Origin of the sequence: Streptomyces griseus (assembly GCF_900460065.1) — a bacterium.
GTDB lineage: Bacteria > Actinomycetota > Actinomycetes > Streptomycetales > Streptomycetaceae > Streptomyces > Streptomyces griseus.
Genome location: NZ_UAVD01000011.1, coordinates 87137 through 114003, shown reverse-complemented (window position 1 = coordinate 114003; position 26867 = coordinate 87137). Strand labels below are relative to the sequence as shown.

The 26867-nt window shown below is 69.6% G+C and carries 22 protein-coding genes and 2 tRNA genes; 5 read left to right on the top strand and 19 right to left on the bottom strand.

Features of this window, described 5'->3' with window-relative positions:
- Nucleotides 1-13 precede the first annotated feature (13 nt).
- From rodA to DTB53_RS06700, 9 genes are all read right to left on the bottom strand, one after another.
- On the bottom strand, nucleotides 14-1207 hold the full coding sequence (gene rodA / locus DTB53_RS06740) for a rod shape-determining protein RodA (RefSeq protein WP_003969189.1): 1194 nt from the start codon (nucleotides 1205-1207) through the stop codon (nucleotides 14-16).
- Complete coding sequence (mrdA, locus tag DTB53_RS06735; RefSeq protein ID WP_003969188.1) at nucleotides 1207-3429, bottom strand: penicillin-binding protein 2; 2223 nt, start codon at nucleotides 3427-3429, stop codon at nucleotides 1207-1209. The genes rodA and mrdA overlap by 1 nt, the downstream gene beginning before the upstream one ends.
- 61 nt (nucleotides 3430-3490) lie before the next feature.
- Nucleotides 3491-4156, bottom strand: coding sequence for a rod shape-determining protein MreD (mreD, locus tag DTB53_RS06730; protein WP_003969187.1), 666 nt, complete (start codon nucleotides 4154-4156; stop codon nucleotides 3491-3493).
- 11 nt (nucleotides 4157-4167) lie between these two features.
- Complete coding sequence (gene mreC, locus DTB53_RS06725) at nucleotides 4168-5217, bottom strand: rod shape-determining protein MreC (protein WP_012380980.1); 1050 nt, start codon at nucleotides 5215-5217, stop codon at nucleotides 4168-4170.
- 173 nt (nucleotides 5218-5390) lie between these two features.
- The gene (locus DTB53_RS06720) at nucleotides 5391-6410 is read right to left on the bottom strand and encodes a rod shape-determining protein (protein ID WP_007448937.1); all 1020 of its coding nucleotides are present in this window, start codon (nucleotides 6408-6410) and stop codon (nucleotides 5391-5393) included.
- Between the two features lie 288 nt (nucleotides 6411-6698).
- Nucleotides 6699-7112 carry a nucleoside-diphosphate kinase gene (gene ndk, locus DTB53_RS06715; protein ID WP_003969184.1) on the bottom strand — a complete coding sequence of 138 codons (414 nt, stop codon included), beginning with the start codon at nucleotides 7110-7112 and terminating at the stop codon, nucleotides 6699-6701.
- 287 nt (nucleotides 7113-7399) lie between these two features.
- On the bottom strand, nucleotides 7400-7753 hold the full coding sequence (locus DTB53_RS06710) for a DUF4233 domain-containing protein (protein WP_003969183.1): 354 nt from the start codon (nucleotides 7751-7753) through the stop codon (nucleotides 7400-7402).
- Between the two features lie 7 nt (nucleotides 7754-7760).
- Nucleotides 7761-9284, bottom strand: coding sequence for a bifunctional tetrahydrofolate synthase/dihydrofolate synthase (gene folC / locus DTB53_RS06705; RefSeq protein ID WP_003969182.1), 1524 nt, complete (start codon nucleotides 9282-9284; stop codon nucleotides 7761-7763).
- 134 nt (nucleotides 9285-9418) lie between these two features.
- A complete protein-coding gene (locus DTB53_RS06700) occupies nucleotides 9419-12040 on the bottom strand; it encodes a valine--tRNA ligase (protein ID WP_012380978.1) in 2622 nt (873 codons plus the stop codon).
- Between the two features lie 138 nt (nucleotides 12041-12178).
- Here DTB53_RS06700 and DTB53_RS06695 point away from each other — a divergent pair, with 138 nt between their 5' ends.
- Complete coding sequence (locus tag DTB53_RS06695) at nucleotides 12179-13192, top strand: hypothetical protein (protein ID WP_012380977.1); 1014 nt, start codon at nucleotides 12179-12181, stop codon at nucleotides 13190-13192.
- Between the two features lie 93 nt (nucleotides 13193-13285).
- On the opposite strand, the gene clpX is transcribed toward DTB53_RS06695, so the two are convergent.
- The 5 genes from clpX to DTB53_RS06670 form a co-directional block, all read right to left on the bottom strand.
- The gene (clpX, locus tag DTB53_RS06690; protein WP_003969179.1) at nucleotides 13286-14584 is read right to left on the bottom strand and encodes an ATP-dependent Clp protease ATP-binding subunit ClpX; all 1299 of its coding nucleotides are present in this window, start codon (nucleotides 14582-14584) and stop codon (nucleotides 13286-13288) included.
- Between the two features lie 156 nt (nucleotides 14585-14740).
- The gene (locus DTB53_RS06685) at nucleotides 14741-15424 is read right to left on the bottom strand and encodes an ATP-dependent Clp protease proteolytic subunit (RefSeq protein WP_012380976.1); all 684 of its coding nucleotides are present in this window, start codon (nucleotides 15422-15424) and stop codon (nucleotides 14741-14743) included.
- Between the two features lie 82 nt (nucleotides 15425-15506).
- Nucleotides 15507-16112, bottom strand: coding sequence for an ATP-dependent Clp protease proteolytic subunit (locus tag DTB53_RS06680; protein WP_018511477.1), 606 nt, complete (start codon nucleotides 16110-16112; stop codon nucleotides 15507-15509).
- Nucleotides 16113-16422: 310 nt separating this feature from the next.
- On the bottom strand, nucleotides 16423-17838 hold the full coding sequence (gene tig, locus DTB53_RS06675) for a trigger factor (RefSeq protein ID WP_003969176.1): 1416 nt from the start codon (nucleotides 17836-17838) through the stop codon (nucleotides 16423-16425).
- Between the two features lie 150 nt (nucleotides 17839-17988).
- Nucleotides 17989-18065, bottom strand: a tRNA-Pro gene (locus DTB53_RS06670).
- A 178-nt stretch (nucleotides 18066-18243) separates the two neighbouring features.
- On the opposite strand from DTB53_RS06670, the gene DTB53_RS06665 reads away from it, so the two are divergent.
- Nucleotides 18244-18317: transfer RNA gene (locus DTB53_RS06665), tRNA-Gly, on the top strand.
- A gap of 94 nt (nucleotides 18318-18411) precedes the next feature.
- Here the strand turns inward: DTB53_RS06665 and DTB53_RS06660 are convergent.
- The gene (locus DTB53_RS06660; protein WP_172595247.1) at nucleotides 18412-18555 is read right to left on the bottom strand and encodes a hypothetical protein; all 144 of its coding nucleotides are present in this window, start codon (nucleotides 18553-18555) and stop codon (nucleotides 18412-18414) included.
- Nucleotides 18556-19117: 562 nt separating this feature from the next.
- Here DTB53_RS06660 and DTB53_RS06655 point away from each other — a divergent pair.
- A complete protein-coding gene (locus DTB53_RS06655) occupies nucleotides 19118-20284 on the top strand; it encodes an acyltransferase family protein (RefSeq protein ID WP_012380974.1) in 1167 nt (388 codons plus the stop codon).
- Between the two features lie 87 nt (nucleotides 20285-20371).
- On the opposite strand, the gene DTB53_RS06650 is transcribed toward DTB53_RS06655, so the two are convergent.
- Entirely contained in the window at nucleotides 20372-20872 is a 501-nt protein-coding gene (locus tag DTB53_RS06650; protein WP_003969173.1) for an HD domain-containing protein, read from the bottom strand.
- A 284-nt stretch (nucleotides 20873-21156) separates the two neighbouring features.
- Between DTB53_RS06650 and DTB53_RS06645 the strand changes: the two genes are divergently transcribed.
- Entirely contained in the window at nucleotides 21157-22341 is a 1185-nt protein-coding gene (locus DTB53_RS06645; protein ID WP_012380973.1) for a cation:proton antiporter, read from the top strand.
- Nucleotides 22342-22473: 132 nt separating this feature from the next.
- On the opposite strand, the gene DTB53_RS06640 is transcribed toward DTB53_RS06645, so the two are convergent.
- From DTB53_RS06640 to DTB53_RS06630, 3 genes are all read right to left on the bottom strand, one after another.
- Nucleotides 22474-23619, bottom strand: a complete 1146-nt coding sequence (locus DTB53_RS06640) for a PP2C family protein-serine/threonine phosphatase (protein WP_012380972.1) — start codon at nucleotides 23617-23619, stop codon at nucleotides 22474-22476.
- A 131-nt stretch (nucleotides 23620-23750) separates the two neighbouring features.
- Nucleotides 23751-24575, bottom strand: coding sequence for an Fpg/Nei family DNA glycosylase (locus tag DTB53_RS06635; RefSeq protein ID WP_012380971.1), 825 nt, complete (start codon nucleotides 24573-24575; stop codon nucleotides 23751-23753).
- A gap of 93 nt (nucleotides 24576-24668) precedes the next feature.
- Nucleotides 24669-25157, bottom strand: a complete 489-nt coding sequence (locus DTB53_RS06630; protein ID WP_003969169.1) for a ribose-5-phosphate isomerase — start codon at nucleotides 25155-25157, stop codon at nucleotides 24669-24671.
- Between the two features lie 225 nt (nucleotides 25158-25382).
- Here DTB53_RS06630 and DTB53_RS06625 point away from each other — a divergent pair, with 225 nt between their 5' ends.
- Nucleotides 25383-26816, top strand: coding sequence for an amino acid permease (locus tag DTB53_RS06625; RefSeq protein WP_003969168.1), 1434 nt, complete (start codon nucleotides 25383-25385; stop codon nucleotides 26814-26816).
- Nucleotides 26817-26867 lie beyond the last annotated feature (51 nt).

Genomic DNA, 26867 nt, shown 5'->3' with positions numbered 1-26867 from the left:
GCGGGCGCCGGGTTCAGGCGGACATGGGCCGTTGCACCCTGATGGACTGCAGCAGTCCGATCGCCACCCAGACGGCGAACATCGAGGATCCTCCGTAGGAGACGAAGGGCAGCGGCAGCCCGGCGACCGGCATGATGCCGAGCGTCATGCCGATGTTCTCGAAGGACTGGAAGGCGAACCAGGCGATGATCCCGGCGGCGACGACCGTGCCGTACAGCTCGGTGGTCTCGCGGGCGATCCGGCAGGCGCGCCACAGGACGACGCCCAGGAGCACGATGATCAGCCCCGCGCCGAGGAACCCCAGCTCCTCGCCGGCGACGGTGAAGACGAAGTCGGTCTGCTGCTCGGGCACGAACTGGCCGGTGGTCTGCGTGCCCTCGAAGAGGCCGGTGCCGGTGAGTCCGCCGGAGCCGATCGCGATACGGGCCTGGTTGGTGTTGTAGCCGACGCCCGCCGGGTCGAGCGCGGGGTTGGCGAAGGCGGCGAACCGGGCGATCTGGTAGTCGTCGAGCAGACCGAGCTGCCAGATGGCGACGGCCCCGCCCGCGCCGGCGCCGATGAGGCCGAAGACCCAGCGGTTGGAGGCGCCGGAGGCCAGCAGGATGCCGAGGACGATGACGGCCATGACCATCACCGAGCCGAGGTCGGGCATCAGCATGACGATGGCCATGGGGATGGCCGCGAGGCCCAGCGCCTTGGCGACGGTCCGGTGGTCGGGGTGGGCCTGGTCGCCCGCGTCGACGCGGGCCGCCAGCAGCATCGCCATCACGAGGATGATGGTGATCTTCGTGAACTCGGAGGGCTGGATCGAGAAGCCGGCGGGCAGCTTGATCCACGCGTGGGCGCCGTTGACCGTGGTGCCGAGCGGGGTGAGGACCGCCAGGACCAGCAGCACCGAGATGCCGTAGAGGACGGGGACGGCCCCGCGCAGCGTGCGGTGGCCGAGCCAGATCGTGCCGATCATCAGGGCGAGGCCGATGCCGGTGTTGAGGGCGTGCCGCAGGAGGAAGAAGTACGGGTCGCCCTGCGTGAGGTGGTCGCGGTTGCGGGTCGCGGACCACACGAGCAGGGCGCCGAGGAACGAGAGCGCCAGCGCGGCCCCGAGGAGCGGCCAGTCCAGCCGCCGTACGAGGGAGTCGCGGGCGGTCAGCTTGGCCCAGGAGCCCTGGTCGGGGGCGTAGCGGGAGACGGAGAATCCACCTGCCATCAGGGCTGCCTCCCGTTCGACGCCGGTGATCCGGTGAGTCCGGGCTGGCCTCCGGGCGGCAGGGGCAACTGGGGTTCCTGTCCGCCCGGCTGCTCCTCGGGGGTGACCGGGGTGGGGTCGTAGGGCTTGACCTTGGGGGCGTAGATCGAGCCGTCGGGCTGGATCTTCGGCAGCGCCTTCTGGGGCTTCGGCAGCAGGGCCCTCTTCTTGTCCTGGTTGCCCGCGGCGTCGAGACCGTAGAGCGCGTCGTAGATCTTGCGGACGGCGGGCCCGGCGGAGCCGGAGCCGGTGCCGCCCTGGGAGATCGTCATGACGATGGTGTAGTCGTCGGTGTAGGTCGCGAACCAGCCGGTGGTCTGCTTGCCGTACACCTGGGCGGTACCGGTCTTGGCGCGCATCGGGATCTTGTCCTGCGGCCAGCCGCCGAACCGCCAGGCGGCGGTCCCGCCGGGCTCGACCACCGAGCGCAGCCCCTTGTCGAGGTCCTTGATGGTCTGGGCGTTGACCGGGAGCTTGCCGCTGACCTTGGGCTCGATCTCCTGGACGGTCTTGCCGTCGGGGCTGATCACGGCCTTGCCGACGGTGGGCTCGTGGAGGGTGCCGCCGTTGCTGATGGCGGCGTAGGCGGTGGCCATCTGGATGGGCGTGACGAGGACGTCGCCCTGGCCGATCGAGTAGTTGATGCTGTCGTAGGCCTTGAGCTGGTTGCCTTCGAGGCAGCTCTCGTACGCGATCTGCTGGACGTAGGTGCCGCCCTTCTTGCCCTCCTTGCACCAGGCGTTCTTGTTGGCCTCCCAGAAGTCCTGCTTCCACTGGCGGTCCGGGATGCGGCCCTTGACCTCGTTGGGCAGGTCGATGCCGGTCTCGGCGCCGAGACCGAAGTCGCGGGCGGTGCGGTAGAACCAGTCCTTGGCGTTCTTCTTCGGCTTTATGCCGCCGTCCTTCGCCCACTCCTCGTGGCCGAGACGGTAGAAGACGGTGTTGCAGGAGTACTTGAGCGCGTCGCCGAGGGTGATGGGGCCGTGGCCCTGGGACTCGAAGTTGGCGAAGGTCTGGTTGCCGAGGCTGTAGGAGCTGCTGCACTCGTAGAGGTCGTTGAAGGCGTGGCCGCCGCGCACGGCGGCGCTGGCGGAGACCACCTTGAAGATCGAGCCGGCGGGCGCCTGGCCCTGGATGCCCCGGTTGAGCAGCGGGTAGTTGGACTTCTTGCTCGTGAGCTTGGCGTACTGCTTGCCGGAGATGCCGCCGACCCAGTCGTTGGGGTCGTAGTCGGGCTGGGAGGCCATCGACACGATGCGGCCCGTCTTGGACTCCATCACGACGACGGCCCCGGAGTCGGCCTCGTACTTCCGGCCGGTGATCTTGTCCGTCTCGCCGCGGACCAGCTTCATCGCGGCGGCGAGCTCGTGCTCCGCGACCGCCTGGACGCGGGCGTCGAGGCTGGTGACGAGGGTGGAGCCGGCCACCGCCGGGTCGTTCTCCGCCTCGCCCATGACGCGGCCGAGGTTGTCGACCTCGTAGCGGGTGACGCCCGCCTTGCCGCGCAGCTCCTTGTCGTACGTGCGCTCCAGGCCGGAGCGGCCGACCTGGTCGGAGCGGAGGTAGGGCGACGGGCCGTCCTGCGCCTGCTGGATCTCCTCGTCGGTGACGGGTGAGAGGTAGCCGAGGACCTGCGCGGTCTTCGCCTTGCCGGGTGCGGCGTAGCGGCGTACGGCGGTGGGTTCGGCGGTGATGCCGGGGAAGTCCTCGGCGCGCTCGCGGATCTGGAGGGCCTGCTGGGTGGTGGCCTCGTCGGTGACCGGGATCGGCTGGTAGGGCGACCCGTTCCAGCAGGGCTGGGGGGTCTTGGAGTCGCAGAGGCGGACCTTGTCCCGGACGTCCTTCGCCTTCATGTCCAGGACGTCGGCGAGACGGGTGAGGACGCCGACGCCGTCGTCCTTCATCTTCAGCAGCTCGGTGCGGCTGGCGGAGACGACGAGGCGGGTCTCGTTGTCGGCGAGCGGCACGCCGCGGGCGTCGAGGATCGAGCCGCGCACGGCGGGCTGGACGACCTGCTGCACTCCGTTGCCCGCGGCTTCGGCGGTGTACTCGTCGCCGTTGCGGATCTGGAGGTACCACAGGCGTCCGCCGAGGGTGAGCAGCAGCGAGAAGACGAGTACCTGGATGACGATGAGCCGGATCTGGACCCGCTGGGTCCGCCCGGTCTCGGGAATGTTGCTCACGCGGTGCCCCCGATGGTGGTCCTGCTGGGGGTACGGGGGCGGTCCCCCGGGAAACGCGGCCTCACAGTCGCTTGACCCCCTTGATCCTGCCCGCGCGTGCGGCGCGGTTGCGGGCGGCCTTGACGCGCAGACCGCCGCGCTGGTTGCCGATCCGCAGGCCGGTGCCCGAGGCGAGCCAGCCGGCGGCGACGTCGTTGCCGCCGGAGGACGCCTCGGCGATCGGGTCGTTCTCGGTGCGTCTGGCCAGCGCCATGATGAGCGGCACCGTGAAGGGCGCCAGCAGCAGGTCGTAGATCGCGGCCGTGAACAGCAGGCTGCCCAGGCCCACATGGCGGGCCGCGGTGTCCCCGACGAGCGCGCCGACGCCCGCGTACAGCAGGGTCGAGCCGATCGCGGCGGCGACGACGGCGGCCATCGGGGCGAAGGCCGACTTCAGCTGTCCGTTCTCCGGGCGGATCATGCCCGCGAGGTAGCCGATGACGCAGAGCACCAGGGCGTAGCGTCCGGCGGCGTGGTCGGCGGGCGGGGCGAGGTCCGCGAGGAGGCCCGCGCCGAAGCCGATGAGGGAGCCGCTGACCGGCCCGTACACGAAGGCCAGACCGAGGACCGTGAGGAGCAGCAGGTCGGGGACGGCCCCGGGGAGCTGGAGGCGGGCGAGGACGGAGACCTGGACGACGAGGGCGACGACGACCAGGACGATCGAGAGCAGAGTCCGGTTGATGCGCATGGGGATCAGCTCTACTCCTGGTCGTTGGCCGCGTTGTCGGGTTGGGCGTCGCCCTGCTGGTCGCCGTCGGCGGCACCGGCGGCGTCGCCGCCCGCCTGCTCGTTGATGTTGCCGACGACCTTGCCGGAGCCGTCCACCAGGTCCCCGTTGGGCTGGACCGTGACGGTGACCGTCGGGGTCGGCTTCGGCTTCGCCTGGGCGGCCTTCTTGGGCAGGACCGTGTCGCGCGGGTCCTCGCGGGGCGCCTGAACGACGACCCCGACGATGTCGAGCTTGGTGAACCCGACGTACGGCTTCACGTAGACGGTGCGGGTCAGCGCGCCGCCGGAGGGGTCGACGCGGACGACCTCGCCGACCGGGACGCCGGGCACGAAGGGCTTGTCCTTGCTGGAGCCGAAGGTGACCAGCCGGTCGCCGGCCTTCACCTTGGCCTTGCCGTTGAGGAACTGCACCGACAGCGGGCGCGAGCCCTGGCCGGTGGCGAAGCCGAGCTCGTCGGTCTTCTCCATACGGGTGCCGACGGTGAAGTCGGGGTCGTTGGCGAGCAGGACGGTCGCGGTGCGGGGGCCGACGGTGGTGACCCGGCCGACCAGCCCCTCCCCGTTGAGGACGGTCATGTCGCGGCGGATGCCGTCGTCGGCACCGGCGTCGATGGTGACCGTCCAGGAGAAGCCCTGGGCCGCTCCTATGGCGATGACCTCGGCGCCCTTGATGCCGTACTGTCCGGCGCCCGCGTTCTTCAGCATGGCGTCGAGCTGACGGACCCGGCTGTTGGTGCGGTCGTCGCTGCCGAGCCTGGCCTTCAGCGCGGCGTTCTCCTGCTCCAGGGCGGAGATCTTGTCGTGCCGGCTGCCGGAGTCCCGTACCGCGCCTATGGCGTTGCCCACCGGGTCGACCGCTGCCGCCACGCCGTTCTCGACCGGCCCGAAGACGGTGGCCGCGGCCTGCCTCGCGCCGTCCACCGGTGACTCCTCGCCGCCTCGGATATCCACCGTGATCAGGGCGAATGCGATGGCGATCAGCAGCACCAGGAGCAGCCGGCTCTCTCGTGTGTCCCTCACGTGCGGCGGCCGTGCCTTCCTCGTCGGAATGTTCGTGCCTGTGTACGTCTCCGTACGGGTAGGACATCAGGGTGTTCCCGCGTCGTACCGCGTACAGCAACGATCTATATCAACGATCCGGCGACCGGAGCGGGTGCGTCCGCTCGCCGGATCGGGTGTGTCCCGGAGGACGTCTAGCGGCGGGGCTGGGCGTCCAGCACCTGCTGGAGCGCTTCGAACTCCTCGACGCACTTGCCGGAGCCGAGCGCCACGGAGTCCAGCGGGTCCTCGGCGATGTGGATCGGCATGCCCGTCTCGTGGCGCAGCCGCTCGTCCAGTCCGCGCAGCAGCGCGCCGCCGCCGGTGAGGACGATGCCGCGGTCCATCACGTCGCCGGACAGCTCGGGCGGGCACTTGTCGAGGGTCGTCTTCACGGCGTCGACGATCGCGTTGACCGGCTCCTCGATGGCCTTGCGGACCTCGGCGGCCGAGATGACGACCGTCTTGGGCAGTCCGGACACCAGGTCGCGGCCGCGGATCTCGGTGTGCTCGTCCTTCTCCAGGTCGAACGCCGAACCGATGGTGATCTTGATCTGCTCGGCGGTCCGCTCACCGAGGAGGAGCGAGTACTCCTTCTTGATGTGCTGGATGATCGCGTTGTCCAGCTCGTCACCGGCGGTGCGGATCGACTGCGCGGTGACGATGCCGCCGAGCGAGATCACGGCGACCTCGGTGGTGCCGCCGCCGATGTCGACGACCATGTTCCCGGTGGCCTCGTGGACCGGCAGCCCCGAGCCGATGGCCGCGGCCATCGGCTCCTCGATGATGTGCACCTGGCGCGCGCCGGCCTGCGTGGACGCCTCGATGACGGCGCGGCGCTCGACCCCGGTGATACCGGAGGGCACACAGACGACGACACGGGGACGGGCCAGATAGCGACGCTTGTGAATCTTGAGGATGAAGTAGCGGAGCATGCGCTCGGTGATCTCGAAGTCGGCGATCACGCCGTCCTTCAGGGGCCGCACGGCGACGATGTTGCCCGGCGTGCGCCCGATCATCTTCTTGGCCTCGGAGCCGACCGCGAGAATTCCGCCGGTGTTGGTGTTGATGGCCACGACGGACGGCTCGTTCAGGACGATGCCGCGCCCCCTGACGTACACCAGCGTGTTGGCAGTCCCGAGGTCGATAGCCATGTCACGGCCGATGAACGACATTGAGTTCCCCTTGTTCCCCATGAGGATGCGTCGGGCCTTCCCAGGTAGCGAAGATGGCTGGTTCTGGTAGGCGAGGTTGGCGCTGCGGGCGTGGAAGCTTCCATCGTAGTGCCGTATGCACGGACACAGCGCGAGGGTGCTTCGCCATCGTGAGCGGAACGGGTGCCCGTTCTACCCATGGTGACGTTACGTCGGAGGGATGCGTTCCCGCGATCCCAAACCCTATGCCGAGGGGCGACCGAATTACTTCGGTCGCCCCAGGCGTACAGCGCTGTTTGGCCGATCGGGTCAGGAAAGTCCCGGAAAGAAAAGCTTCAGTTCTCGCTCCGCGGACTCCTCGGAGTCCGAGGCGTGGATGAGGTTCTCGCGGGTGATCGTGCCGAAATCACCACGGATGGACCCGGGCGCGGCGGCGATCGGGTCGGTGGGGCCGGCCAGGGTGCGGACACCCTCGATGACCCGCTCACCTTCGGCCACCAGGGCGACGACGGGGCCGGACTGCATGAACTCCATGAGCGGCTCGTAGAACGGGCGGCCCTTGTGCTCGCCGTAGTGCTGCTCCAGCGTCCCGTGGTCCAGGGTGCGCAGCTCCAGCGCGGTGATCCGCCAGTCGGCCTTGCGCTCGATGCGGCCGACGATCTCGCCGATCAGGCCACGGCGGACCGCGTCGGGCTTGAGCAGGACGAGAGTGCGCTGAGTCATGTACGGCTCCTTGCAAGGCCAGGCATACGGGTGCGGTGAGGGCGAGATTACAGGGGTGCGGGGGCAGGTCTGCGCCCGGGTTCACCCTGGGTCACCTTCGGACCCCGGATTTCCGGGGCCCGAAGGGGCGGGCCGCGCGTGTCGGCGGGCCCGGCGCGATCAGAGGTCCGGAGACCGGCCGATCAGCGGACCGGCGGATCGGCCGGTCAGCGGGCCGGCGATCGGCGCACCCGGATCGGGGAGGTCCGTCCCCGGCCGCAGAGCTCGCGCCCCGGTGCCGCGACTCCTCAGGCCGTGGCCTCTTCGGCTTCCTGCCGGGCGGCCCAGTCGGCCTTGGCCGCGTCGATCTTGCGGCCGTAGTGGATCGAGGCCCACCACAGACCGCCGAAGGCCAGGCCCAGGATGAACATCGTCGGGACCACGAACCCGCTCAGGACCAGAGCGACCTGGAGCGCCCAGCCCAGCTGGACACCACCGGGCCGGGTGATCATTCCGCACAGCAGCACGGAGAGGACCATGCCGATGCCGCACACCGTCCAGACCACGGTCATGGACGCGTCGTCCAGCTTCATCGCGACGAGACCGGCGAAGCCGATCACGAAGAACTCGCCGATCAGCGTCGAGGCGCAGAGCGTCCGCATCCCCGTCTCAGCCCCTTCCCAGCAGCAGCCGGGCTTCGCCGACCGTGATCACGGATCCGGTCACCAGCACCCCGGCGCCCGCGTACTCGTCCTCTTCCTCGGCCAGCGTGATCGCCGCCTCCAGCGCGTCGTCGAGACGCGGCTCGACCTGGACCCGGTCGTCGCCGAAGACCTCGACGGCGATCGCGGCCAGCTCGTCCGCGTCCATCGCACGGGGGGTGGAGTTCTGCGTGACGACGATCTCGGCGAAGATCGGCTCGAAGGCTTCCAGGAGCCCCCGGACGTCCTTGTCACCGCTCGTGCCGACCACGCCGATCAGCCGGGAGAAGCTGAAGGCCTCGGAGATGCCGTCCGCCGCCGCCTTGGCCCCCGCCGGGTTGTGCGCGGCGTCCAGCACGACGGTCGGGCTGGAGCGCACGACCTCCAGGCGGCCGGGCGAGAGCACCGAGGCGAACGCCTTGCGGATCGCGTCGATGTCGAGGGAGCGGGCCTGCTCGGCGCCGATGCCGAAGAACGCCTCGACGGCGGCGAGCGCGACGGCCGCGTTGTGCGCCTGGTGGGCCCCGTACAGCGGAAGGAAGATCTCCTCGTACTCACCGCCGAGCCCGCGCAGGGTGACGAGCTGCCCGCCGACCGCGATCTCGCGGGAGGTCACGCCGAACTCCATGCCCTCGCGGGCCACCGTGGCGTCGACCTCGACGGCCTTCTTGAGCATCACCTGCGCGGCGTCCACCGGCTGCTGCGCCAGGATGACCGTGGCGCCCTGCTTGATGACACCGGACTTCTCGCCGGCGATCTCGGCGGGCGTGGTGCCGAGCCGGTCCGTGTGGTCCAGCGAGATGGGGGTGACGACGGCGACCGTGGAGTCGATGACGTTCGTCGCGTCCCAGGTGCCGCCCATGCCGACCTCGACGACCGCGACGTCGACGGGCGCGTCGGCGAAGGCCGCGTACGCCATGCCGGTGAGGACCTCGAAGAAGGAGAGCCGGTAGGGCTGCTGGGCGTCGACCATCTCGACGTACGGCTTGATGTCCTCGTACGTCTCGATGAACCGCTCGGGCGCGATCGGCGAGCCGTCGAGGCTGATCCGCTCGGTGATCGACTGGACGTGCGGGGAGGTGTAGCGACCGGTGCGCAGCTCGAAGGCGTTGAGCAGGGCCTCGATCATGCGGGCCGTGCTGGTCTTGCCGTTCGTGCCCGTGATGTGGATCGAGGGGTAGGCGCGCTGCGGCTCGCCGAGGACGTCCATCAGGGCGGCGATCCGCGTGACGGACGGCTCCAGCTTGGTCTCGCCCCAGCGCCCGGCGAGCTCCTGCTCCACCGCGCGGAGCGCCTTGTCGGTCTCGGGGTCGGCCGGGCGGGCCGGGACCGCTTCGCCCTGCGGCCGGCCCGAGTGGGCGCGCAGCGTGCGGCTCCCGGCCTCGATCACCGCCAGGTCGGGGTCGCGCTGGGTCGCCTCGTCGACGATCTCCTCGAAGGCGTCGTCGGGATCGGGTGCGTCGTGCCGGTCTGAAGGGCGGGGCTCACTCACGCGCCCAGTCTACGGATGGGCGCCGACATCGCGCGCAGCGCCCGGCGGAGTGGGGCGGGCGGGGCCCGGAGGGCGTACGGCGGAGCCCCCGCCTCCCCGGTCGGTCGGGGTGCGGGGGCTCCACGGTCAGCCGATCAGCTCTGCGGGAGCGCCGCCAGCTGGGCGCCGATCCGCTCGATGTCGGCCTCGGCCTTGGCGAGCCGGCCGCGGATCTTGTCGACCACGTTGTCCGGGGCCTTGGCCAGGAAGGCCTCGTTGCCGAGCTTCCCGGTGGCCTGGGCCTTCTCCTTCTGTGCGGCCTCCAGGTCCTTGGTGAGGCGCTTGCGCTCGGCCGGCACGTCGATCGTGCCGGAGAGGTCCAGGGCGACGGTGGCCCCGGCGACCGGGAGCGACGCGGTGGCCTGGAAGCCGTCCCCGGCGGGCTGGAGCCGCAGGAGCTGGCGGATGGCCGCCTCGTGCGGGGCGAGCGCCGTGCCGGTCAGGGCCAGCTCGGCCGGGACCTTCTGGCCGGGCTGGAGGCCCTGGTCGTTGCGGAAGCGGCGGACCTCGGTGACGACCTGCTGGACCAGCTCGATCTCCTTCTCGGCCGCGTCGTCGCGGAAGCCGGAGTCGGCCGGCCACTCGGCGATGACGATCGACTCGCGCCCGGTGAGCGCGGTCCACAGCGCCTCCGTGACGAACGGGACGATCGGGTGCAGCAGCCGCAGCATGACGTCGAGGACCTCGCCGAGGACCCGGCCCGAGACCTCGGCCGGACGGCCGCCCGCGAAGAAGGTGGTCTTGGAGAGCTCGACGTACCAGTCGAAGACCTCGTCCCACGCGAAGTGGCGCAGCGCCTCGCTGATCTTCGCGAACTGGAAGTCGTCGTAGAACGCGTCGACGTCCGCGACCGTCTTGTTGAGCCGGGACAGGATCCAGCGGTCGGTGACCGACATCTCCTCGACCGGGGGCAGGTCGCCCTCGATCGTGGCGCCGTTCATCAGGGCGAAGCGGGTGGCGTTCCAGATCTTGTTGGAGAACTTCGCCGAACCCTGGACCCACTCCTCGCCGATCGGGACGTCGGTGCCGGGGTTGGCCCCGCGCGCGAGGGTGAAGCGCAGGGCGTCGGAGCCGTACTTGTCCATCCAGTCCAGCGGGTTGACGACGTTCCCGAAGGACTTCGACATCTTCTTGCCGTGCTCGTCGCGGACCATGCCGTGCAGGACGATGGTGGAGAACGGCGGGACGCCGTCGTTGACGTACAGGCCGAACATCATCATCCGGGCGACCCAGAAGAAGAGGATGTCGTAGCCGGTGACCAGGACGGAGTTCGGATAGAACTTCGCGAGGCTGTCGGTCCGTTCGGGCCAGCCGAGAGTGGAGAACGGCCACAGGCCGGAGGAGAACCAGGTGTCCAGGACATCGCTGTCCTGGGTCCAGCCCTCGCCGGTGGGCGGCGCCTCGTCGGGGCCGACGCAGACGACCTCGCCGTTCGGGCCGTACCAGACGGGGATGCGGTGGCCCCACCAGAGCTGGCGCGAGATCGTCCAGTCGTGGAGGTTGTCGACCCAGTCGAAGTACCGCTTCTCCATCTCCTGCGGGTGGATCTTGACGCTGCCGTCGCGGACCGCGTCACCGGCGGCCTGGGCGAGCGGGGCGACCTTGACCCACCACTGGAGGGAGAGGCGCGGCTCGATGGTGGTCTTGCAGCGCGAGCAGTGCCCCACCGAGTGGACGTAGGGCCGCTTCTCGGCGACGATCCGGCCCTCGGCGCGCAGGGCGGCGACGATCGCGGAGCGGGCCTCCAGGCGGTCCAGTCCCTGGAAGGGGCCCGGCACGGTGATGACGGCGCGCTCGTCCAGGACCGTGAGGAACGGCAGGTCGTGGCGCTTGCCGATCTCGAAGTCGTTCGGGTCGTGCGCGGGCGTCACCTTGACCGCGCCGGTGCCGAACTCCGGGTCGACGTGGTGGTCGGCGACGACGGGGATGGCGCGGTCGGTCAGCGGCAGCTTGATCTGCTTGCCGACCAGGTGCCGGTAGCGCTCGTCGTCGGGGTGGACGGCGACGGCGGTGTCACCCAGCATCGTCTCCGCGCGGGTGGTGGCGACGACGATGGTCTCGTCGCCCTCCCCGTACGTCATGGAGACGAGCTCGCCGTCGTCCTCCTGGTACTCGACCTCGATGTCGGAGATCGCGGTGAGACAGCGGGGGCACCAGTTGATGATGCGCTCGGCGCGGTAGATGAGCCCGTCGTCGTACATCTGCTTGAAGACGGTCTGGACGGCCTTGGACAGACCCTCGTCCATGGTGAAGCGCTCGCGGGACCAGGCGACGCCCTCGCCGAGGCGGCGCATCTGGCCGGAGATCTGGCCGCCGGACTCGTTCTTCCACTGCCAGACGCGCTCGACGAAGGCCTCGCGGCCCAGGTCGTGGCGGGACTTGCCCTCCTTGCCGAGCTCGCGCTCGACGACGTTCTGGGTGGCGATGCCGGCGTGGTCCATGCCCGGCTGGTACAGCGCCTCGAAGCCCTGCATCCGCTTCCGGCGGACGAGGGCGTCGATCAGGGTGTGCTCGAAGGCGTGGCCCAGGTGGAGGGAGCCGGTGACGTTCGGCGGCGGGATGACGATGCTGTAGGGCGGCTTGTCGCTGTGCTCGTCGGCTTCGAAGTAACCACGCTCTACCCAGCGCTCGTACAGCTTCCCCTCTACATCGGCCGGCGCGTACGTGGTCGGCAGTTCGGGGTTGCTGGCTGGCTGCTGCGATGAGTTCTCGGTCACGGGAGACAGTTTAGGGCCGTCACAGGTCTGCACTGAAACGGATGGGTTCAGTAACGGTGTCCCACCCGATCCCCCATGTCAGGGCCGCTTCGGTCAGGATGTTCGCAACGCATAAGGAATTCTGGAGGGGACACAGCGATGAGCTACAACCAGCCGGGCCCGTACGGCGGGCAGCCGCCGCAGGGCCAGCCCGGACCGTACGGGCAGCAGCCGGGTCCGTACGGCGCCCCGCCGCCCCAGGGCCCTCCGCAGGGCCAGCCCGGCTACGGCTACCCGCAGCAGGCCCCTCAGGGCGTTCCGCCGCAGCAGCCGAACCCGTACGCGCAGCCGCAGCAGGGTTACGGCTACCCGCAGGCGCAGCAGCCCGGCCCCTACGGCCAGCAGCCGCCCACCCCGCCCTACGGCGGGCAGCCGGCGTACGGGGCCCAGCCCCCGCAGCAGCCGAAGAAGAAGACCGGCCTGATCGTGGGCGTGGCCGTGGTGGCCCTGGCGGTCATCGCGGGCGGGGTGTACTTCCTGACCTCCGGCGGCGGCAGCGGTGATGTGGCGGACTCCACGAAGGGGTACAAGCTGACGCCCCCGGCGTCCGTGGAGGACTACACGAAGGACGCGTCCAAGCCCGCGGAGTCCGGCCCGGCCACCGGTCAGGACAAGGCCGAGGCCGAGGCCATGGGCGTCAAGGACGCCAACAAGGCGGGCGCGCAGTACCAGAGCGGCAGCAAGGACAATCCGCTGGCGCAGAAACTGCTCATCTTCGAGGGCGTCTGGGGCGAGGTCTCGGATCCGGCGAAGACGCTCGACGGCGCGTTCGCCAAGGCCGAGAAGAACATGACCAAGGACGCCGGCGGCACCACCAGCGGCGGCAACAAGGCCTCCTGGGTGGGCAGCCCCAAGGAGTTCAAGCCGGAGGGCCTCGACGGCGCGCTGATGAAGTGCCAGGAGCTCAAGGTGGACACCAGCCAGGGCAGCTCCGGCTCCACGAAGGGGCCGAAGGAGTTCGCCATGCCGGTCTGCATCTGGGCCGACTACAGCACGGTCGGCATCGTGGCGGGCGTCGACGTCGCCTCGGCGCTGACCGAGAAGTCCGTGCCGCTGGAGGACATGGCCTCGCTCGCCGCCAAGCTCTACGACACCTCCCGCACCAAGATCTGATCCGAACAGCTCTGATCCGATCGCTCAACGTCGAAGGGGCGCCCACCGGTTCATCCGGTGGGCGCCCCTTCGGCGTGGCGGAGTCCGCTGCGGCTAGGCCGACTTCTCGTGCCGGCCGCCGTCGTTCTTGCCGATGGTGCGCGGCTCGCGCGGGACCAGCGTCGGGTTGACGTTGTTGCGGACGACGTCCGGGGTGATGACGACGCGGGCGACGTCCTTGCGGGACGGGACCTCGTACATCACGGACTGGAGGACTTCCTCCATGATCGCGCGCAGACCGCGTGCGCCGGTCTGGCGCAGGATCGCCTGGTCGGCGATGGCCTCCAACGCCTCGCGCTCGAAGTCCAGCTCCACACCGTCGAGTTCGAAGAGGCGCTGGTACTGCTTGACCAGGGCGTTGCGCGGCTCGATGAGGATCTGGAGCAGGGCCTCGCGGTCCAGGTTGTGGACCGAGGTCAGCACGGGGAGACGGCCGATGAACTCCGGGATCATCCCGAACTTCACCAGGTCCTCCGGCATGACCTCCTGGAACTGGTCGCTCGCCTGGATCTCCAGCTTGGAGCGGATCGTGGCGCCGAAGCCGATGCCCTTGGCGCCCGCCCGGGACTCGATGATCTTCTCCAGCCCGGAGAACGCGCCGCCCACGATGAACAGCACGTTCGTCGTGTCGATCTGGATGAACTCCTGGTGCGGGTGCTTGCGTCCGCCCTGCGGCGGTACGGAGGCGGTGGTGCCCTCCAGGATCTTCAGCAGGGCCTGCTGGACGCCCTCGCCGGAGACATCGCGGGTGATCGACGGGTTCTCGCTCTTGCGGGCGACCTTGTCGATCTCGTCGATGTAGATGATCCCGGTCTCGGCCTTCTTGACGTCGTAGTCGGCCGCCTGGATCAGCTTGAGCAGGATGTTCTCGACGTCCTCGCCGACATAGCCGGCCTCCGTCAGCGCCGTGGCGTCCGCGATGGCGAACGGCACGTTGAGCATGCGGGCCAGCGTCTGCGCGAGCAGCGTCTTGCCGGAACCCGTGGGGCCCAGCAGGAGGATGTTCGACTTGGCGAGCTCGATCGCGTCCTCGCGACCGGCGCCGCCGCCGTTCTCCCCGGCCTGGACCCGCTTGTAGTGGTTGTACACCGCGACCGAGAGGGCCTTCTTCGCGGGCTCCTGCCCGACGACGTACCCCTCCAGGAACTCGTAGATCTCGCGAGGCTTGGGAAGCTCCTCCCAGCGCACCTCGCTCGTCTCCGCGAGCTCCTCCTCGATGATCTCGTTGCAGAGATCGATGCACTCGTCGCAGATGTACACACCGGGTCCCGCGATGAGCTTCTTCACCTGCTTCTGGCTCTTTCCGCAGAACGAGCACTTGAGCAGGTCTCCGCCATCACCGATGCGTGCCACGAGGTGAATCCCCTTCGCCTGGGAGACGCCTGGTTCAGCGGCTCCTGGTGCCTCTATCCGACGGTACCTTGCCTGGGCCCCCGTTCGGGCCCCCCTTGGCACGGTTCACACGGCCGTGGCCGCGCAAACGGAATGTGCCAAGGGGAAAGACCGACGTCAGAGCGATGCGCCCGCGGTGGTCTTGCGGGTGGAAACGATCTGGTCCACCAGACCGTACGCCAGGGCGTCCTCGGCCGTGAGGATCTTGTCGCGCTCGATGTCCTCGCTGATCTTCTCCAGCGGGGTGGTCGAGTGGCGGGCCAGCATCTGCTCCAGCTGCGTACGCATGCGGAGGATCTCGTTGGCCGCGATCTCCAGGTCGGAGAGCTGCTCGCGGCCCGTCTGCGAGGACGGCTGGTGGATGAGCACCCGGGCGTGCGGGAGCGCCATGCGCTTGCCCGGGGTGCCCGCGGCGAGCAGGACGGCGGCGGCGGAGGCGGCCTGGCCCATGCAGACCGTCTGGATGTCCGGCTTCACGAACTGCATCGTGTCGTAGATCGCGGTGAGCGCGGTGAACGAGCCGCCGGGGCTGTTGATGTAGATCGAGATGTCGCGGTCGGGGTCCATCGACTCCAGGCACAGCAGCTGCGCCATGACGTCGTTGGCCGAGGCGTCGTCGATCTGGACGCCCAGGAAGATCACGCGCTCCTCGAACAGCTTCGCGTACGGGTCGTACTCGCGCACGCCCTGCGAGGTGCGCTCCACGAAGCGCGGGACGACGTAGCGGTTGTCCACCTGCGGGCCGGTGTAGAGGCCGCTCGCGGAGGCGCCGGTGTAGTTGTTCATGTGGGTCTTCACCATCCTGGTGGCGTTCTGTGGGCTGGAGGTCTCGGCGTACGGGAGGCGTACGGGAGGGGGTGCGGCCGGTCCGGTGGGAACCGGATCAGGCACCGGTGCCGCCGCCGCCCGGGATGCCCGACGCGACCGTGATGATCTCGTCGATGAGGCCGTAGTCCTTGGCCTCCTCCGCCGTGTACCAGCGGTCGCGGTCGCCGTCGCGGATGATCGTCTCGACGGTCTGGCCGGAGTGGTGCGCGGTGATCTCGGCCATCCGCGTCTTGGTGCGGAGCAGGTACTGCGCCTGGATCTTGATGTCCGAGGCCGTGCCGCCGATACCGGCCGAACCCTGGTGCATGAGGATGTCGGTGTTCGGGAGCGCGAAACGCTTGCCCGCGGCACCGCCGGTGAGCAGGAACTGGCCCATGGAGGCGGCCATGCCCATGCCGATGGTGACCACGTCGTTCGGGATGTACTGCATGGTGTCGTAGACCGCCATGCCGGCCGTCACCGAACCGCCGGGGCTGTTGATGTAGAGGTAGATGTCCTTGTCGGGCTCCGCGGCAAGGAGGAGAAGCTGTGCGGTGATCTTGTTGGCGATGTCATCGTCGACCTGCTGACCGAGGAAGATGATGCGCTCGCCGAGCAGTCGGCTGTAGACCTGGTCACCGAGGCCTCCACCGAGGGACGGCTCTCCGGCGGCGTAGGGCATCAGATTCGTCACGTATCCACCTGCTCGTCTCTGACGGCTCCGGCCGTCTCAGCGTCTTCGTACCGGGCGGGTGAAGCCACTGCCCCACCCTTCCTCTTCATGGACCCTAACGCGCAGGTGGGACAACGCCATCCCGCTTCCGCAACTGTTCGCTGGGAGCGCAAGGTCCGCAGTGGGCACAAGGGTTCCGGGCCTCGTACAGCGATACGACGCTCCACGGGGCGATACGGCGACGGGCCCCGGACGCGTGGAGCGTCCGGGGCCCGTCGTGCCGGTCGGCGCGAAGGCCGTCCTGGGATCGGGACGAGGCTCAGGCCTCGTTCTTCTCCTCGGCCTTCTTGTCCTCCGCCTTGTCCTCGGCGGCGGCCTCGGCGGGCGCCTCCGTGGTCTCGGCGGCGGCCTCCGCGGCCTCCTCGTCGTCTTCGAGGTCGACGACCTCGCCGTTGGTGTCGACGACCTTGGCGGCCTCGACGACGACGGCGAGCGCCTTGCCGCGGGCGACCTCGCCGACGAGCATCGGCACCTGGCCACCCTCGACGACGGCCTGGGCGAACTGGTCCGGGCTCATGCCGGAGGAGGCGGCGCGCCGCATGAGGTGCTCGGTGAGCTCCTCCTGGTTGACGTTCAGCTTCTCCTTGTTGACGAGCTCGTCAAGGATGAACTGGGTCTTGATGCCCTTGATGGCCTGCTCGGAGGTCTCGTTCTCGAACTCCTCCAGGGTCTTGCCCTGGATCTCGAGGTACTTCTCCAGGTCGAGGCCCATCTGACCGAGCTGGTGGTGCTCCAGGTTGTGCTTGCGGGTCTGGACCTCGTCCGCGAGCAGCTTCTCCGGGATCGGGACCTCGGCGAGCTTCAGCAGCTCCTCCAGGACGCGCTCCTGGGCCTGGGTGGCCTGGTCGTACTGCTTGGTGGTCTCCAGGCGCTTGCGGCTGTCGGCCTTCAGCTCCTCCAGCGTGTCGAACTCGCTGGCCATCTGGGCGAAGTCGTCGTCCAGCTCGGGGAGCTCACGGGCGGCGACGGCGGTGACCTTGACGGTGACCTCCGCGTCCTTGCCCTCGGCGGAGCCGCCCTTCAGCTGCGAGGTGAAGGTGGCCTCGCCACCCGCCTCCAGGCCGGTCACGGCCTCGTCGATGCCGTCGAGGAGCTCGCCGGAACCGATGGTGTACGAGACACCGTCGGCCACGCCGTCCTCCAGGACCTCGCCGTCGACCTTGGCCTGCAGGTCGATCGTGACGACGTCGCCGTCGGCGGCGGCGCGCTCGACCGGGTTGGTGGCGGCGAAGCGCTCGCGGAGCTGCTCCACGGCCTTCTCGACCTCTTCGTCGGTGACCTCGAGCGCGTCGACGGTGACCTCGATGCCGGAGTAGTCCGGGATCTCGATCTCGGGGCGCACGTCGACCTCGGCGGTGAAGGCCAGCAGCTCGCCGTCCTTCAGCTCGGTGATGTCGACCTCGGGCTGGCCGAGGACGTTCAGCTCACCCTCGTTGACCGCCTCGGTGTAGAACTTCGGGAGGGCGTCGTTGACCGCCTCCTCCAGCACCGCACCGCGGCCGAACCGCTGGTCGATGACCCGGGCGGGGATCTTGCCCTTGCGGAAGCCCTTCACCGTGACCTGCTGGTTGATCTTCTTGTACGCCGCGTCGAGGCTGTCCTTGAGCTCCTCGAAGGGCACCTCGATGCTGAGCCGAACCCGGGTCGGGTTCAGGGTCTCCACGGCGCTCTTCACGGTTCGGTCTCCTTGGTGGCTGACTTCTTGGGGTTCTGCTGGGCCGCCGATTGGCGGCTTCGCGGACCGAGCCCGGTACATCAGACACACGGGCACGCATTTTGCATAGTAACGGCAAGGAGGATGACTCCCACAATGCGATCTTGCTGGTGGTCGGGGTGGCCGGATTCGAACCGACGACCTTCCGCTCCCAAAGCGGACGCGCTACCAAGCTGCGCCACACCCCGTCGGTGCGACACGTAGGGTACATGCACCGGAGCCGTGGTTCCGCCCCTTTGCGGGGCGATGTCCGGGGGGCCGGTGCGGGTCCGCCCGGGGCGCCGGCACAACGGGTGTGCGGGCACCGCCGCCGACCCGCTACGATGCTGTTCGTGCCGCGGTCCACGGACCTGCGGTGCGACGCTTGCGGGCGTAGCTCAATGGTAGAGCCCTAGTCTTCCAAACTAGCTACGCGGGTTCGATTCCCGTCGCCCGCTCCACGCAGTCGAGGGCCGGGCCGGAGGATGATCCTCCGGCCCGGCCCTCGTGCGTCCTCGGCCCCGTGCGTCGCGGGGCCCCGGCGGCCGATCGGCCTCAGAAGCTGATCTGGTTGATGGTGTCGGCTATCGAGTTCATGAACCTGTTGATCGACGGCGCCATGCCGGTCGACGCCAGGAAGAAGCCGAAGAGCACGGCGACCAGCGCGGGACCGGGCTTGATGGAGCCACTACGGATCATTACCACCAGGATGACCGCGAACAGCAGCACCATAGACAGTGAAATAGCCACGCCTGATCACACCCTCGGTCGGTCCGCCTTGCCGGCCCGGAAGCGTGCACCACCGCGCGCCCCGTCACCCCCATCGTGCCACCAACTCCCCCGTGGTTGCTGCCGGGTGACGGAACCGACTGACGGGATCCCGCCAACCTTCGAGGGTCGGCCCCACCTCCGCGGCGGGGCGCGGCGCGTGGCCCCACCCGTGCCGCGCCGGGGAACCGGGCGGAAGGCGCCCGGGATCGGCGGCCCCTCGGGCTCCCTGTGCGCCGGCTGTGAAATCTCCGCGGCCGAATATCCACCACAGTGATCGTTTCCGCATCCCCACACTTCATTCACAGGCAATTGACCGCGTGGATGCGACGCAATTCACTTGCGTCAACTCCCGGCCGATATGCCCTGTTTAAGGGGGATCAATGGTGTCATAGCGGGCGGTGTTCGACGGTTTCACATTCGAATAGAGGGGAAGACGCGATATCTCCGCGCAGTTTTACGCAAGGCAATCGACCGGTCTAAGGTGCCTTAGATGTTCCAAGCTCCGAGCGCAATTCAGAGGGCTCCGCTCCCCCCGGCGACCCGGGATCCGGAGCCCAGACACGAGCAGACGCCCACCGCCACCGCCCCCCGCCCGGCCCCCGGGACCAGCGCTCGGGGCGCCGCCGCTCCGGCGCCCGCGGCGGCCAGGAAACGCGACCCCTACTTCGACAATGTGAAGTATCTGGCCATCGTTCTCGTCGCGGTGGCGCACGCCTGGGAACCCGTGATGGACGGCAGCCGGGCCACCCGGGCGCTGTACATGGTCGTGTACACGTTCCACATGCCGGCCTTCATCCTCATCTCCGGCTACTTCTCCCGGTCGTTCGACATGACGGCGCCCAAGGTGAAGCGGCTGCTCACCAGCGTCGTGGTGCCGTACGTCCTGTTCGAGACGGCCTATTCGCTCTTCAAGCGGTACGCGGACGATGCGCCCGACATGGCGATCAGTCTGATCGACCCGTTCTTCCTCACCTGGTTCCTGATCGCCCTGTTCATCTGGCGTGTGACCACACCGATCTGGCTCTCGCTGCGCCACCCGCTGCCCGTGGCTCTCGCCGTCGCCGTGCTCGCCTCGATCTCTCCCGAGATCGGCGACGACCTCGACCTCCAGCGGGTCCTCCAGTTCCTGCCGTTCTTCGTGCTCGGCCTGCTGATGAAGCCCGAGCACTTCCGGCTGGTCAGGCGGCGCGAGGTGCGGCTGCTGTCGCTGCCGCTGCTCGCCGGCGCGCTGGCCTTCGCGTACTGGGTCGCCCCGCGCATGGAGCTCGGCTGGTTCTACCGCGCCAACAGCGCGCAGGAGATGGACGCGCCGTGGTGGTCCGGCGCGGTGATGACGTTCGCGATGTTCGGCTGCGCCCTGGCGCTGACGGTCGCCTTCCTGGCCTGGGTGCCCGGCAGGGCCCGGTGGTTCACGGTGCTCGGCGCCGGAACGATCTGCGGCTACCTGCTGCACGGTTTCCTGGTCAAGGGGGCCGAGTACGCGGGCCTGTTCGACCGCTACACCTGGCTCTCCGAACCGGCCGGACTGGTCGTCGTCTCGCTCACCGCCGCGGTGGCCGTGACGCTCATGTGCACCCCCCTGGTGGGACGCGCCCTGAAGTGGGCCACCGAGCCGGACATGAAGTGGGCGTTCCGGAAGGATCCCGCGGGGCGCTGAGCCCCCGGCGGGCCGGCCGTTCACGGAACCGCCCGCCACCGCCCCGCCGCTCCCCCTGATCCACCCGCCGGCCCCGCCGCGGGTGGATCAGCGCGTCTCGGGGTTGGCCGGATTCTTTCGGTCCGGGGGCGACACGTCGCCGACCAGCCCCAACAGCGCGCGTACCTGCGCATATTTCGCCGTCAGTCGGGTACGCGTCGCCGCTTCCAGGACCGCCAGGCGCCCGGGATCCGCATTGTGGGCGAGGTCCGCCTCCTTGACGAGCAGCGCGCCCGGAGTGGCCAGGATCCGCGCGGTGTACGAGGACAGCGCCTCGCCCGGCCGCTTGGTCACCGCCAGGACCATGTCCTTCACCGCCTGCGGCAGGGCGGCGGCGGCCAGCCACTCCACGGGGAGCGCGTCGTCCTCGATCGCGTCGTGCAGCCAGGCCGCCGCGATCTGCCCGTCGTCGCCGCCCCGCACCCGTACACCTTCGGCCACGGCCGCCAGGTGTTCCGCGTACGGACGGCCCGCCTTGTCGGTCTGGAGCGCGTGGGCCTCGCGGGCGATGGCCTCCACCTCGGCGAGGCTCAGATGGTGTCCGGTCATGGGCCGAGCCTACGACCGCGTGCGGCTCGACGGCCCGGAACCGCGTCCGGGCCCGCTTCGGGGTCTCAGCCGAACTCGGCTGCTCCGTCGGGCTGTTGACGTCACCCGTCGGCGACCTCTCAAGGGATTCAAAAACGACAAAAGCTGACAATCTGACGGACCCATAGTTGCAGGGTCAATCGTTCGGTAAACTAATTACTGATGGATTCTTAATACGCCCTTGACCAGCTCTTGACCGACCCCGAAGGATCAGGCTCATCGGACACGCAGACACCCTCCTCGCCATGGGCGGCGCCTTCCTGGCCGCTGCCGTCCTCGCCCGCCTCGGCGGCCGCATCGGGCTGCCGACGATTCCCTTGTTCATCCTGGCCGGGATCCTCCTGGGTCCGCACACCCCCGGCTACACGCTTCTGAAGAACCCGCACGACCTGGAGATGCTCTCCGCGCTGGGACTCGTCCTCCTGCTCTTCTACCTGGGGCTCGAGTTCCACATGGACGACCTCAAGACGGGCGGCCGGAAGATGGCCATCGCCGGCGGGACGTATCTCCTGCTGAACGTCGGCGCCGGTCTCGTCTTCGGCTTCGCGCTGGGCTGGGGAACCGCGGAGGCGCTGGTCCTCGCCGGTGTCCTCGGTATCTCCTCCTCCGCGATCGTCACCAAGATCCTGGTGGACCTCGGGCGCATCGGGAATCCGGAGACCCGGCCGATCCTCGGCATCATCGTCGTCGAGGACATCTTCCTGGCCCTGTACCTCGCGGCGCTCCAGCCGATCCTGTCCGGTGCGGACAGCCTCTCGGCCGCCCTGATCGACGGCGGCAAGGCCTTCGGCTTCCTGCTGCTGCTCGCCCTCGCGGCCCGGTTCGGCACGAAGCTCATCGGCAAGCTCATGAACACCAAGGACGACGAGCTGCTCGTCATCTCCTTCCTGGGCGTCGCCGTCTTCGTCGCCGGTGTCTCGGAGATGTTCGGCGTCGCCGACGCGATCGGCGCCTTCATGGTCGGCCTGATGCTCGGCTCCACCTCGTCCGCCGACCGCATCCTGAAGCTGGTCCACCCGCTCCGCGACGCGTTCGGCGCGATCTTCTTCTTCGCCTTCGGTCTCTCCATCGACCCGGGCGACCTCCCGAGCGTGCTGTGGCCGGTGCTGGCCGCCGTGGTGCTGACGCTCGCCATGAACATCGCGGCCGGGTTCGCCGCGGCGAAGGTGTACTCCTTCGGCGCGCAGGCCACGTCCAACATCGCCACCACCCTGGTCGCCCGCGGTGAGTTCGCGCTCATCCTGGCCACGATGGCCGCCGCCGCCGGACTGGACGAGCGGCTCTCGCCGTTCATCGCCGGCTACGTCCTCCTGCTCGCCGTCCTCGCGCCGCTGGCCGCCGGACGCTCCCACTGGCTGGCCCGCATCCTGCCGGGCGGCGGCAAGAAGGACGACGACCAGGATCAGAAGCAGGTACCGGTCTCGGTCTGAACGACGGCGAACGGCGGAGAGGCGCCCCGATACCCGGTCTCCGGGTGACGGGCGCCTCTCCGCCGTTCGGCGTCCGGTGGCCGCCGCTCCTCGGTGTGCCGCCCGGCGCCCGTGGCCCGGCCGCAGGGCGGCTCAGGCCCGGCGGGAGAGGAGCAGCAGGGCGCGGTCGTCGTTGACGTCCTTGGCGCAGGCCTCGATCAGGTGCCAGGCCGCGCCCTCGAAACCGGTGGAGACATAGCGGTCGGCCTCGCCCGTCAGCCGGTCGATGCCCTCCGCGATGTCGCGGTCGGCGGCCTCCACCAGTCCGTCGGTGAACAGCATCAGGACGTCGCCGGGGGCGAGCGATCCCTTCACCGCGTCGAACTCGGCCCCGTCGTAGACGCCGAGCAGGGGTCCCTCCCCGGACTTCTCCTCCCACTGCCCCGTGTTCGCGTGCAGTTGGAGAGCGGGCGGATGGCCCGCGGAGAAGATCTCGTAGTCGCCCGATTCCAGGTCCAGCACCAGGTGGATCGAGGTGGCGAAGCCCTCGTCCCAGTCCTGGCGCAGCAGGTAGCCGTTGGCGGCGGGCAGGAAGGCGTGCGGGGGCAGCGAGCCGAGCAGTCCGCCGAAGGCGCCGGACAGCAGCAGGGCCCGGGAGCCCGCGTCCATGCCCTTGCCGGAGACGTCGGTGAGGACGGCCTCCAGGGTGCGGCCCCCGTGGGTGCGGGCCGCGACGACGAAGTCCCCGGAGAACGACTGTCCGCCGGCCGGGCGCAGGGCCATCTCGCGGTGCCAGCCCTGGGGCAGCCGGGGCAGGGAGCTCTGGACCCGGATGCGTTCGCGCAGGTCGAAGAGCATCGTGCCGCCGCGCCGCCAGGGCACGCCGACCCGGGCCCGGAACTGGGCCAGGATCAGCCCGAAGAAGCCGCAGGCGGCGACGACGAGCACCGTGCCGGGGGTGACCCGGGCGGGGCCGTCCAGGTACGGGCCGAGCGTGAGCGCCTCGAGGATCAGGGCGCCGGCGGCCGTCGCGTAGAGGCCCAGCAGGCTGGCGGGGCGCAGCAGCAGGCCGCCCGCCACGATGGGCAGGGCGAGGGCGGCCGGGTCGATCCAGACCGGGCTCGCGACGGTGGCGAGGGTGATGGCGGGGATCGTCAGCAGCAGGCCTGCCAGGGCGATCCAGTCGGAGCCGTCGCCGCGGAAGTAGTCGACCCCGGATCGGCGCAGGCCGATGCGGGCCCGGTGCCATTTCCTGCGCCACCGGGCCCCGAAGTCGTCTACTCCTCCGCTACGGGCCACTGCCGGGACCTTATCCACCCGGACGCCTCCGGTGCAGGGGGACCCCGGTGACAATGTGCTCGAAAGGGGACCGTCCGTGCGCCGGGAGCCGTTTTCGTCTGGCATATGACACGGGTGCGCGGGGCGGGACGTCAGTCGTCGGAGGGTCCGGAGGGCTGGCACCGGGGGCACCAGAAGAGGTTGCGGGAGACCAGGTCCGCGGTGCGGATCTCCGTACCGCAGATGTGGCAGGGGAGGTTGGCGCGGCGGTAGACGTAGACCTCGCCGCCGTGGTCGTCCTTGCGGGGCGGGCGGCCCATGGCCTCGGGGAGGTGTTCGGGGCGGACGGTGTCGATCCGGTTGTTCCGCACGCCTTCGCGCATCAGGTCCCCCAGGTCCGCCCAGATCGTGTCCCACGTGGCGCGGGTGAGGTCCCGGCCCGCGCGGTAGGGGTCGATGCCGTGGCGGAAGAGGACCTCGGCGCGGTACACGTTGCCGACGCCCGCGATGACCTTCTGGTCCATCAAGAGGGCGGCGATCGTGGTCCGGCTGCGGGAGATCCGCTGCCAGGCCCGCTCGCCGTCCTCGTCGCCGCGCAGCGGGTCGGGGCCCAGGCGCTCGTGTATCGCGCGCTTCTCGGGCTCGGTGATCAGGGCGCAGGTGGTGGGGCCGCGCAGATCCGCGTGGTGAGCGGCGTTGACCAGGCGGAGGCGGACGGTGTCGGTGGGCGGCGGGGGCGGGGCGGCGCCGAAGCCGAGCTTGCCGAAGAGGCCGAGGTGGATGTGGACCCAGCCGGTGTCGCCGAAGCCGAGGAAGAGGTGCTTGCCGTGGGCGTCGGTGGCGGTCAGGGTCCGCCCGTCGAGCAGGGCCGCGCTGTCGGAGAACTTCCCCTGCGGGCTGGTCACCCGGACCGGCGCGCCCGCGAACCTTTCGGCGTGGTCGTCGGCGAGACGGCGGATGGTGTGTCCCTCGGGCACGGTGGGGCTCCTGCGACTGCGACGAGGACGGGCGGTGGCATGGCCGTGCCGCCGGGTCCGGGACCCGGCGGCACGCAAGGGGTGGGGGCGGGGTCAGCCCTGCTGCGGGTGGTGGGCGGGGATCGGGGGGAGCTCGCCGGTGTTCTCGTACGCCGTGAGCATCTCGATGCGGCGCGTGTGGCGCTCCTCGTTCGAGTACGGCGTGGCGAGGAAGATCTCGACGAACTTCGTGGATTCCTCGACCGTGTGCATCCGGCCGCCGATCGCCACGACGTTGGCGTTGTTGTGCTCACGGCCGAGGGCGGCGGTCTGCTCGCTCCAGGCCAGTGCGGCGCGGACGCCCTTGACCTTGTTGGCGGCGATCTGCTCGCCGTTGCCGGAGCCGCCGATCACGATGCCGAGGCTGTCCGGGTCGGCGGCCGTCTTCTCGGCGGCGCGCAGGCAGAACGGCGGGTAGTCGTCCTGGGCGTCGTAGATGTGGGGGCCGCAGTCGACGGCCTCGTGGCCGTGGGCGCCGAGCCACTCGACGAGGTGGTTCTTGAGTTCGTAGCCGGCATGGTCGGATCCGAGGTACACGCGCATGGTGCGAAGTGTGGCACGAACTTCGCGGGGTAACCGTCAGCGGGGTCGGGGCCTCCCGCCGCGTCCGATGTGGCCGACGCCACTCGGGCAACGATCGGGCAAACGATCCGAAAGAGGGGGTTCCGCTTCCGCGTCTTTCCGGGCTTGAATGCGTGGCCTTGTCTCCGCACCACCCCACGGCGGAGCAGGGCATACCCTCACGCACCAAACGTAAGGATTCCCCCCATGACGTCGCAGACGACGCTGGCGAAGCCGGGCCAGGAGCCCGGTGAGCCGGACCGGCCGGACTCGTCGGGCGGGCTTCAGGCAGGCCTGAAGAACCGCCACCTCTCGATGATCGCGATCGGGGGTGTGATCGGCGCCGGGCTCTTCGTGGGCTCCAGCGCGGGGATCGCGGCCGCGGGCCCGGCGATCCTGCTGTCGTACGCGATGGTCGGCCTGATGGTCGTCCTCGTGATGCGGATGCTCGGCGAGATGGCCGCCGCCCGGCCGAGCTCCGGCTCCTTCTCCGCCTACGCCGACCAGGCGCTCGGCCGTTGGGCCGGTTTCTCCATCGGCTGGCTCTACTGGTTCTTCTGGGTCGTGGTGCTCGCCGTCGAGGCCACCGCGGGCGCGAAGATCCTGGAGAGCTGGATCCCGGGGGTCCCCCAGTGGGCCTGGGCGCTGATCGTGATGGTCGTGCTGACCGCCACCAACCTGGTCTCGGTGGGCAGTTACGGCGAGTTCGAGTTCTGGTTCGCCGGGATCAAGGTCGTGGCGATCGGCGCGTTCGTGGTGATCGGCCTGCTCGCGGTCTTCGGGTTCCTGCCGGGGTCGGACAACGCCGGGTCGGGGCTGGCGCATCTGACGGACACCGGCGGGTTCTTCCCCGAGGGGCCCGGCGCGATCCTGACCGGTGTGCTGATGGTCGTCTTCTCGTTCATGGGCAGTGAGATCGTGACGCTGGCCGCCGGCGAGTCGGCGGACCCGCAGCGGGCCGTCTCCAAGGCCACCAACAGCGTGATCTGGCGTATCGCCGTCTTCTACCTCGGCTCGATCTTCGTGGTGCTGACGCTGCTGCCGTGGAACGACCCGTCGATCGTCGAGAAGGGCAGCTACGTCGCCGCCCTCGACGTGATCGGGATCCCGCACGCCGGGCAGGTCATGGACTTCATCGTGCTGACGGCCGTGCTGTCCTGCCTCAACTCGGGCCTCTACACCGCCTCCCGGATGGCGTTCTCGCTCGGCGAGCGGGGCGACGCGCCGAAGTCCTTCGCCCGGGTCAACAAGCGCGGTGTGCCGCAGGCGGCGATCCTGTCCTCGGTCGTCTTCGGCTTCGTGGCGGTGTTCTTCAACTACCAGTGGCCCGACACGGTGTTCCAGTTCCTGCTGAACTCCTCCGGCGCGGTCGCGCTGTTCGTGTGGCTGGTCATCTGCTTCACCCAGCTGCGGATGCGCGGGATCATCCTGCGCGAGACCCCCGGCAAGCTGGTCGTACGGATGTGGCTGTTCCCGTACCTCACCTGGGCGACGATCGCGATGATCTCCTTCGTCCTCGTCTACATGCTGACCGACGACACCGCCCGCGAGCAGGTCGTGCTGTCGTTGCTGGTCGCGGCCCTGGTGGTGGGCATCTCGCTGTTCCGGGAGATGCGCGACCGCAAGGCCGTCGCGAAGTAGCACCGGGAGATCGGTGCCCGCCTCCCCGGATTACCTGACCGAGGATGTCAG

Excerpts from the sequence above, each read along its gene's own strand:
- DTB53_RS06695 (WP_012380977.1), top strand. The coding sequence starts at position 12,179 with ATGAGCTACAACCAGCCGGGCCCGTACGGCGGGCAGCCGCCGCAGGGC.
- DTB53_RS06655 (WP_012380974.1), top strand. The coding sequence starts at position 19,118 with ATGTTCCAAGCTCCGAGCGCAATTCAGAGGGCTCCGCTCCCCCCGGCG.
- DTB53_RS06685 (WP_012380976.1), bottom strand. The coding sequence starts at position 15,424 with ATGGTGAAGACCCACATGAACAACTACACCGGCGCCTCCGCGAGCGGC.
- DTB53_RS06645 (WP_012380973.1), top strand. The coding sequence starts at position 21,157 with ATGGGCGGCGCCTTCCTGGCCGCTGCCGTCCTCGCCCGCCTCGGCGGC.
- DTB53_RS06680 (WP_018511477.1), bottom strand. The coding sequence starts at position 16,112 with ATGCCCTACGCCGCCGGAGAGCCGTCCCTCGGTGGAGGCCTCGGTGAC.
- rodA (WP_003969189.1), bottom strand. The coding sequence starts at position 1,207 with ATGGCAGGTGGATTCTCCGTCTCCCGCTACGCCCCCGACCAGGGCTCC.
- DTB53_RS06710 (WP_003969183.1), bottom strand. The coding sequence starts at position 7,753 with ATGCGGACGCTCTGCGCCTCGACGCTGATCGGCGAGTTCTTCGTGATC.
- ndk (WP_003969184.1), bottom strand. The coding sequence starts at position 7,112 with ATGACTCAGCGCACTCTCGTCCTGCTCAAGCCCGACGCGGTCCGCCGT.
- mreD (WP_003969187.1), bottom strand. The coding sequence starts at position 4,156 with ATGCGCATCAACCGGACTCTGCTCTCGATCGTCCTGGTCGTCGTCGCC.
- DTB53_RS06625 (WP_003969168.1), top strand. The coding sequence starts at position 25,383 with ATGACGTCGCAGACGACGCTGGCGAAGCCGGGCCAGGAGCCCGGTGAG.
- DTB53_RS06720 (WP_007448937.1), bottom strand. The coding sequence starts at position 6,410 with ATGTCGTTCATCGGCCGTGACATGGCTATCGACCTCGGGACTGCCAAC.
- DTB53_RS06630 (WP_003969169.1), bottom strand. The coding sequence starts at position 25,157 with ATGCGCGTGTACCTCGGATCCGACCATGCCGGCTACGAACTCAAGAAC.
- DTB53_RS06660 (WP_172595247.1), bottom strand. The coding sequence starts at position 18,555 with ATGATCCGTAGTGGCTCCATCAAGCCCGGTCCCGCGCTGGTCGCCGTG.
- DTB53_RS06650 (WP_003969173.1), bottom strand. The coding sequence starts at position 20,872 with ATGACCGGACACCATCTGAGCCTCGCCGAGGTGGAGGCCATCGCCCGC.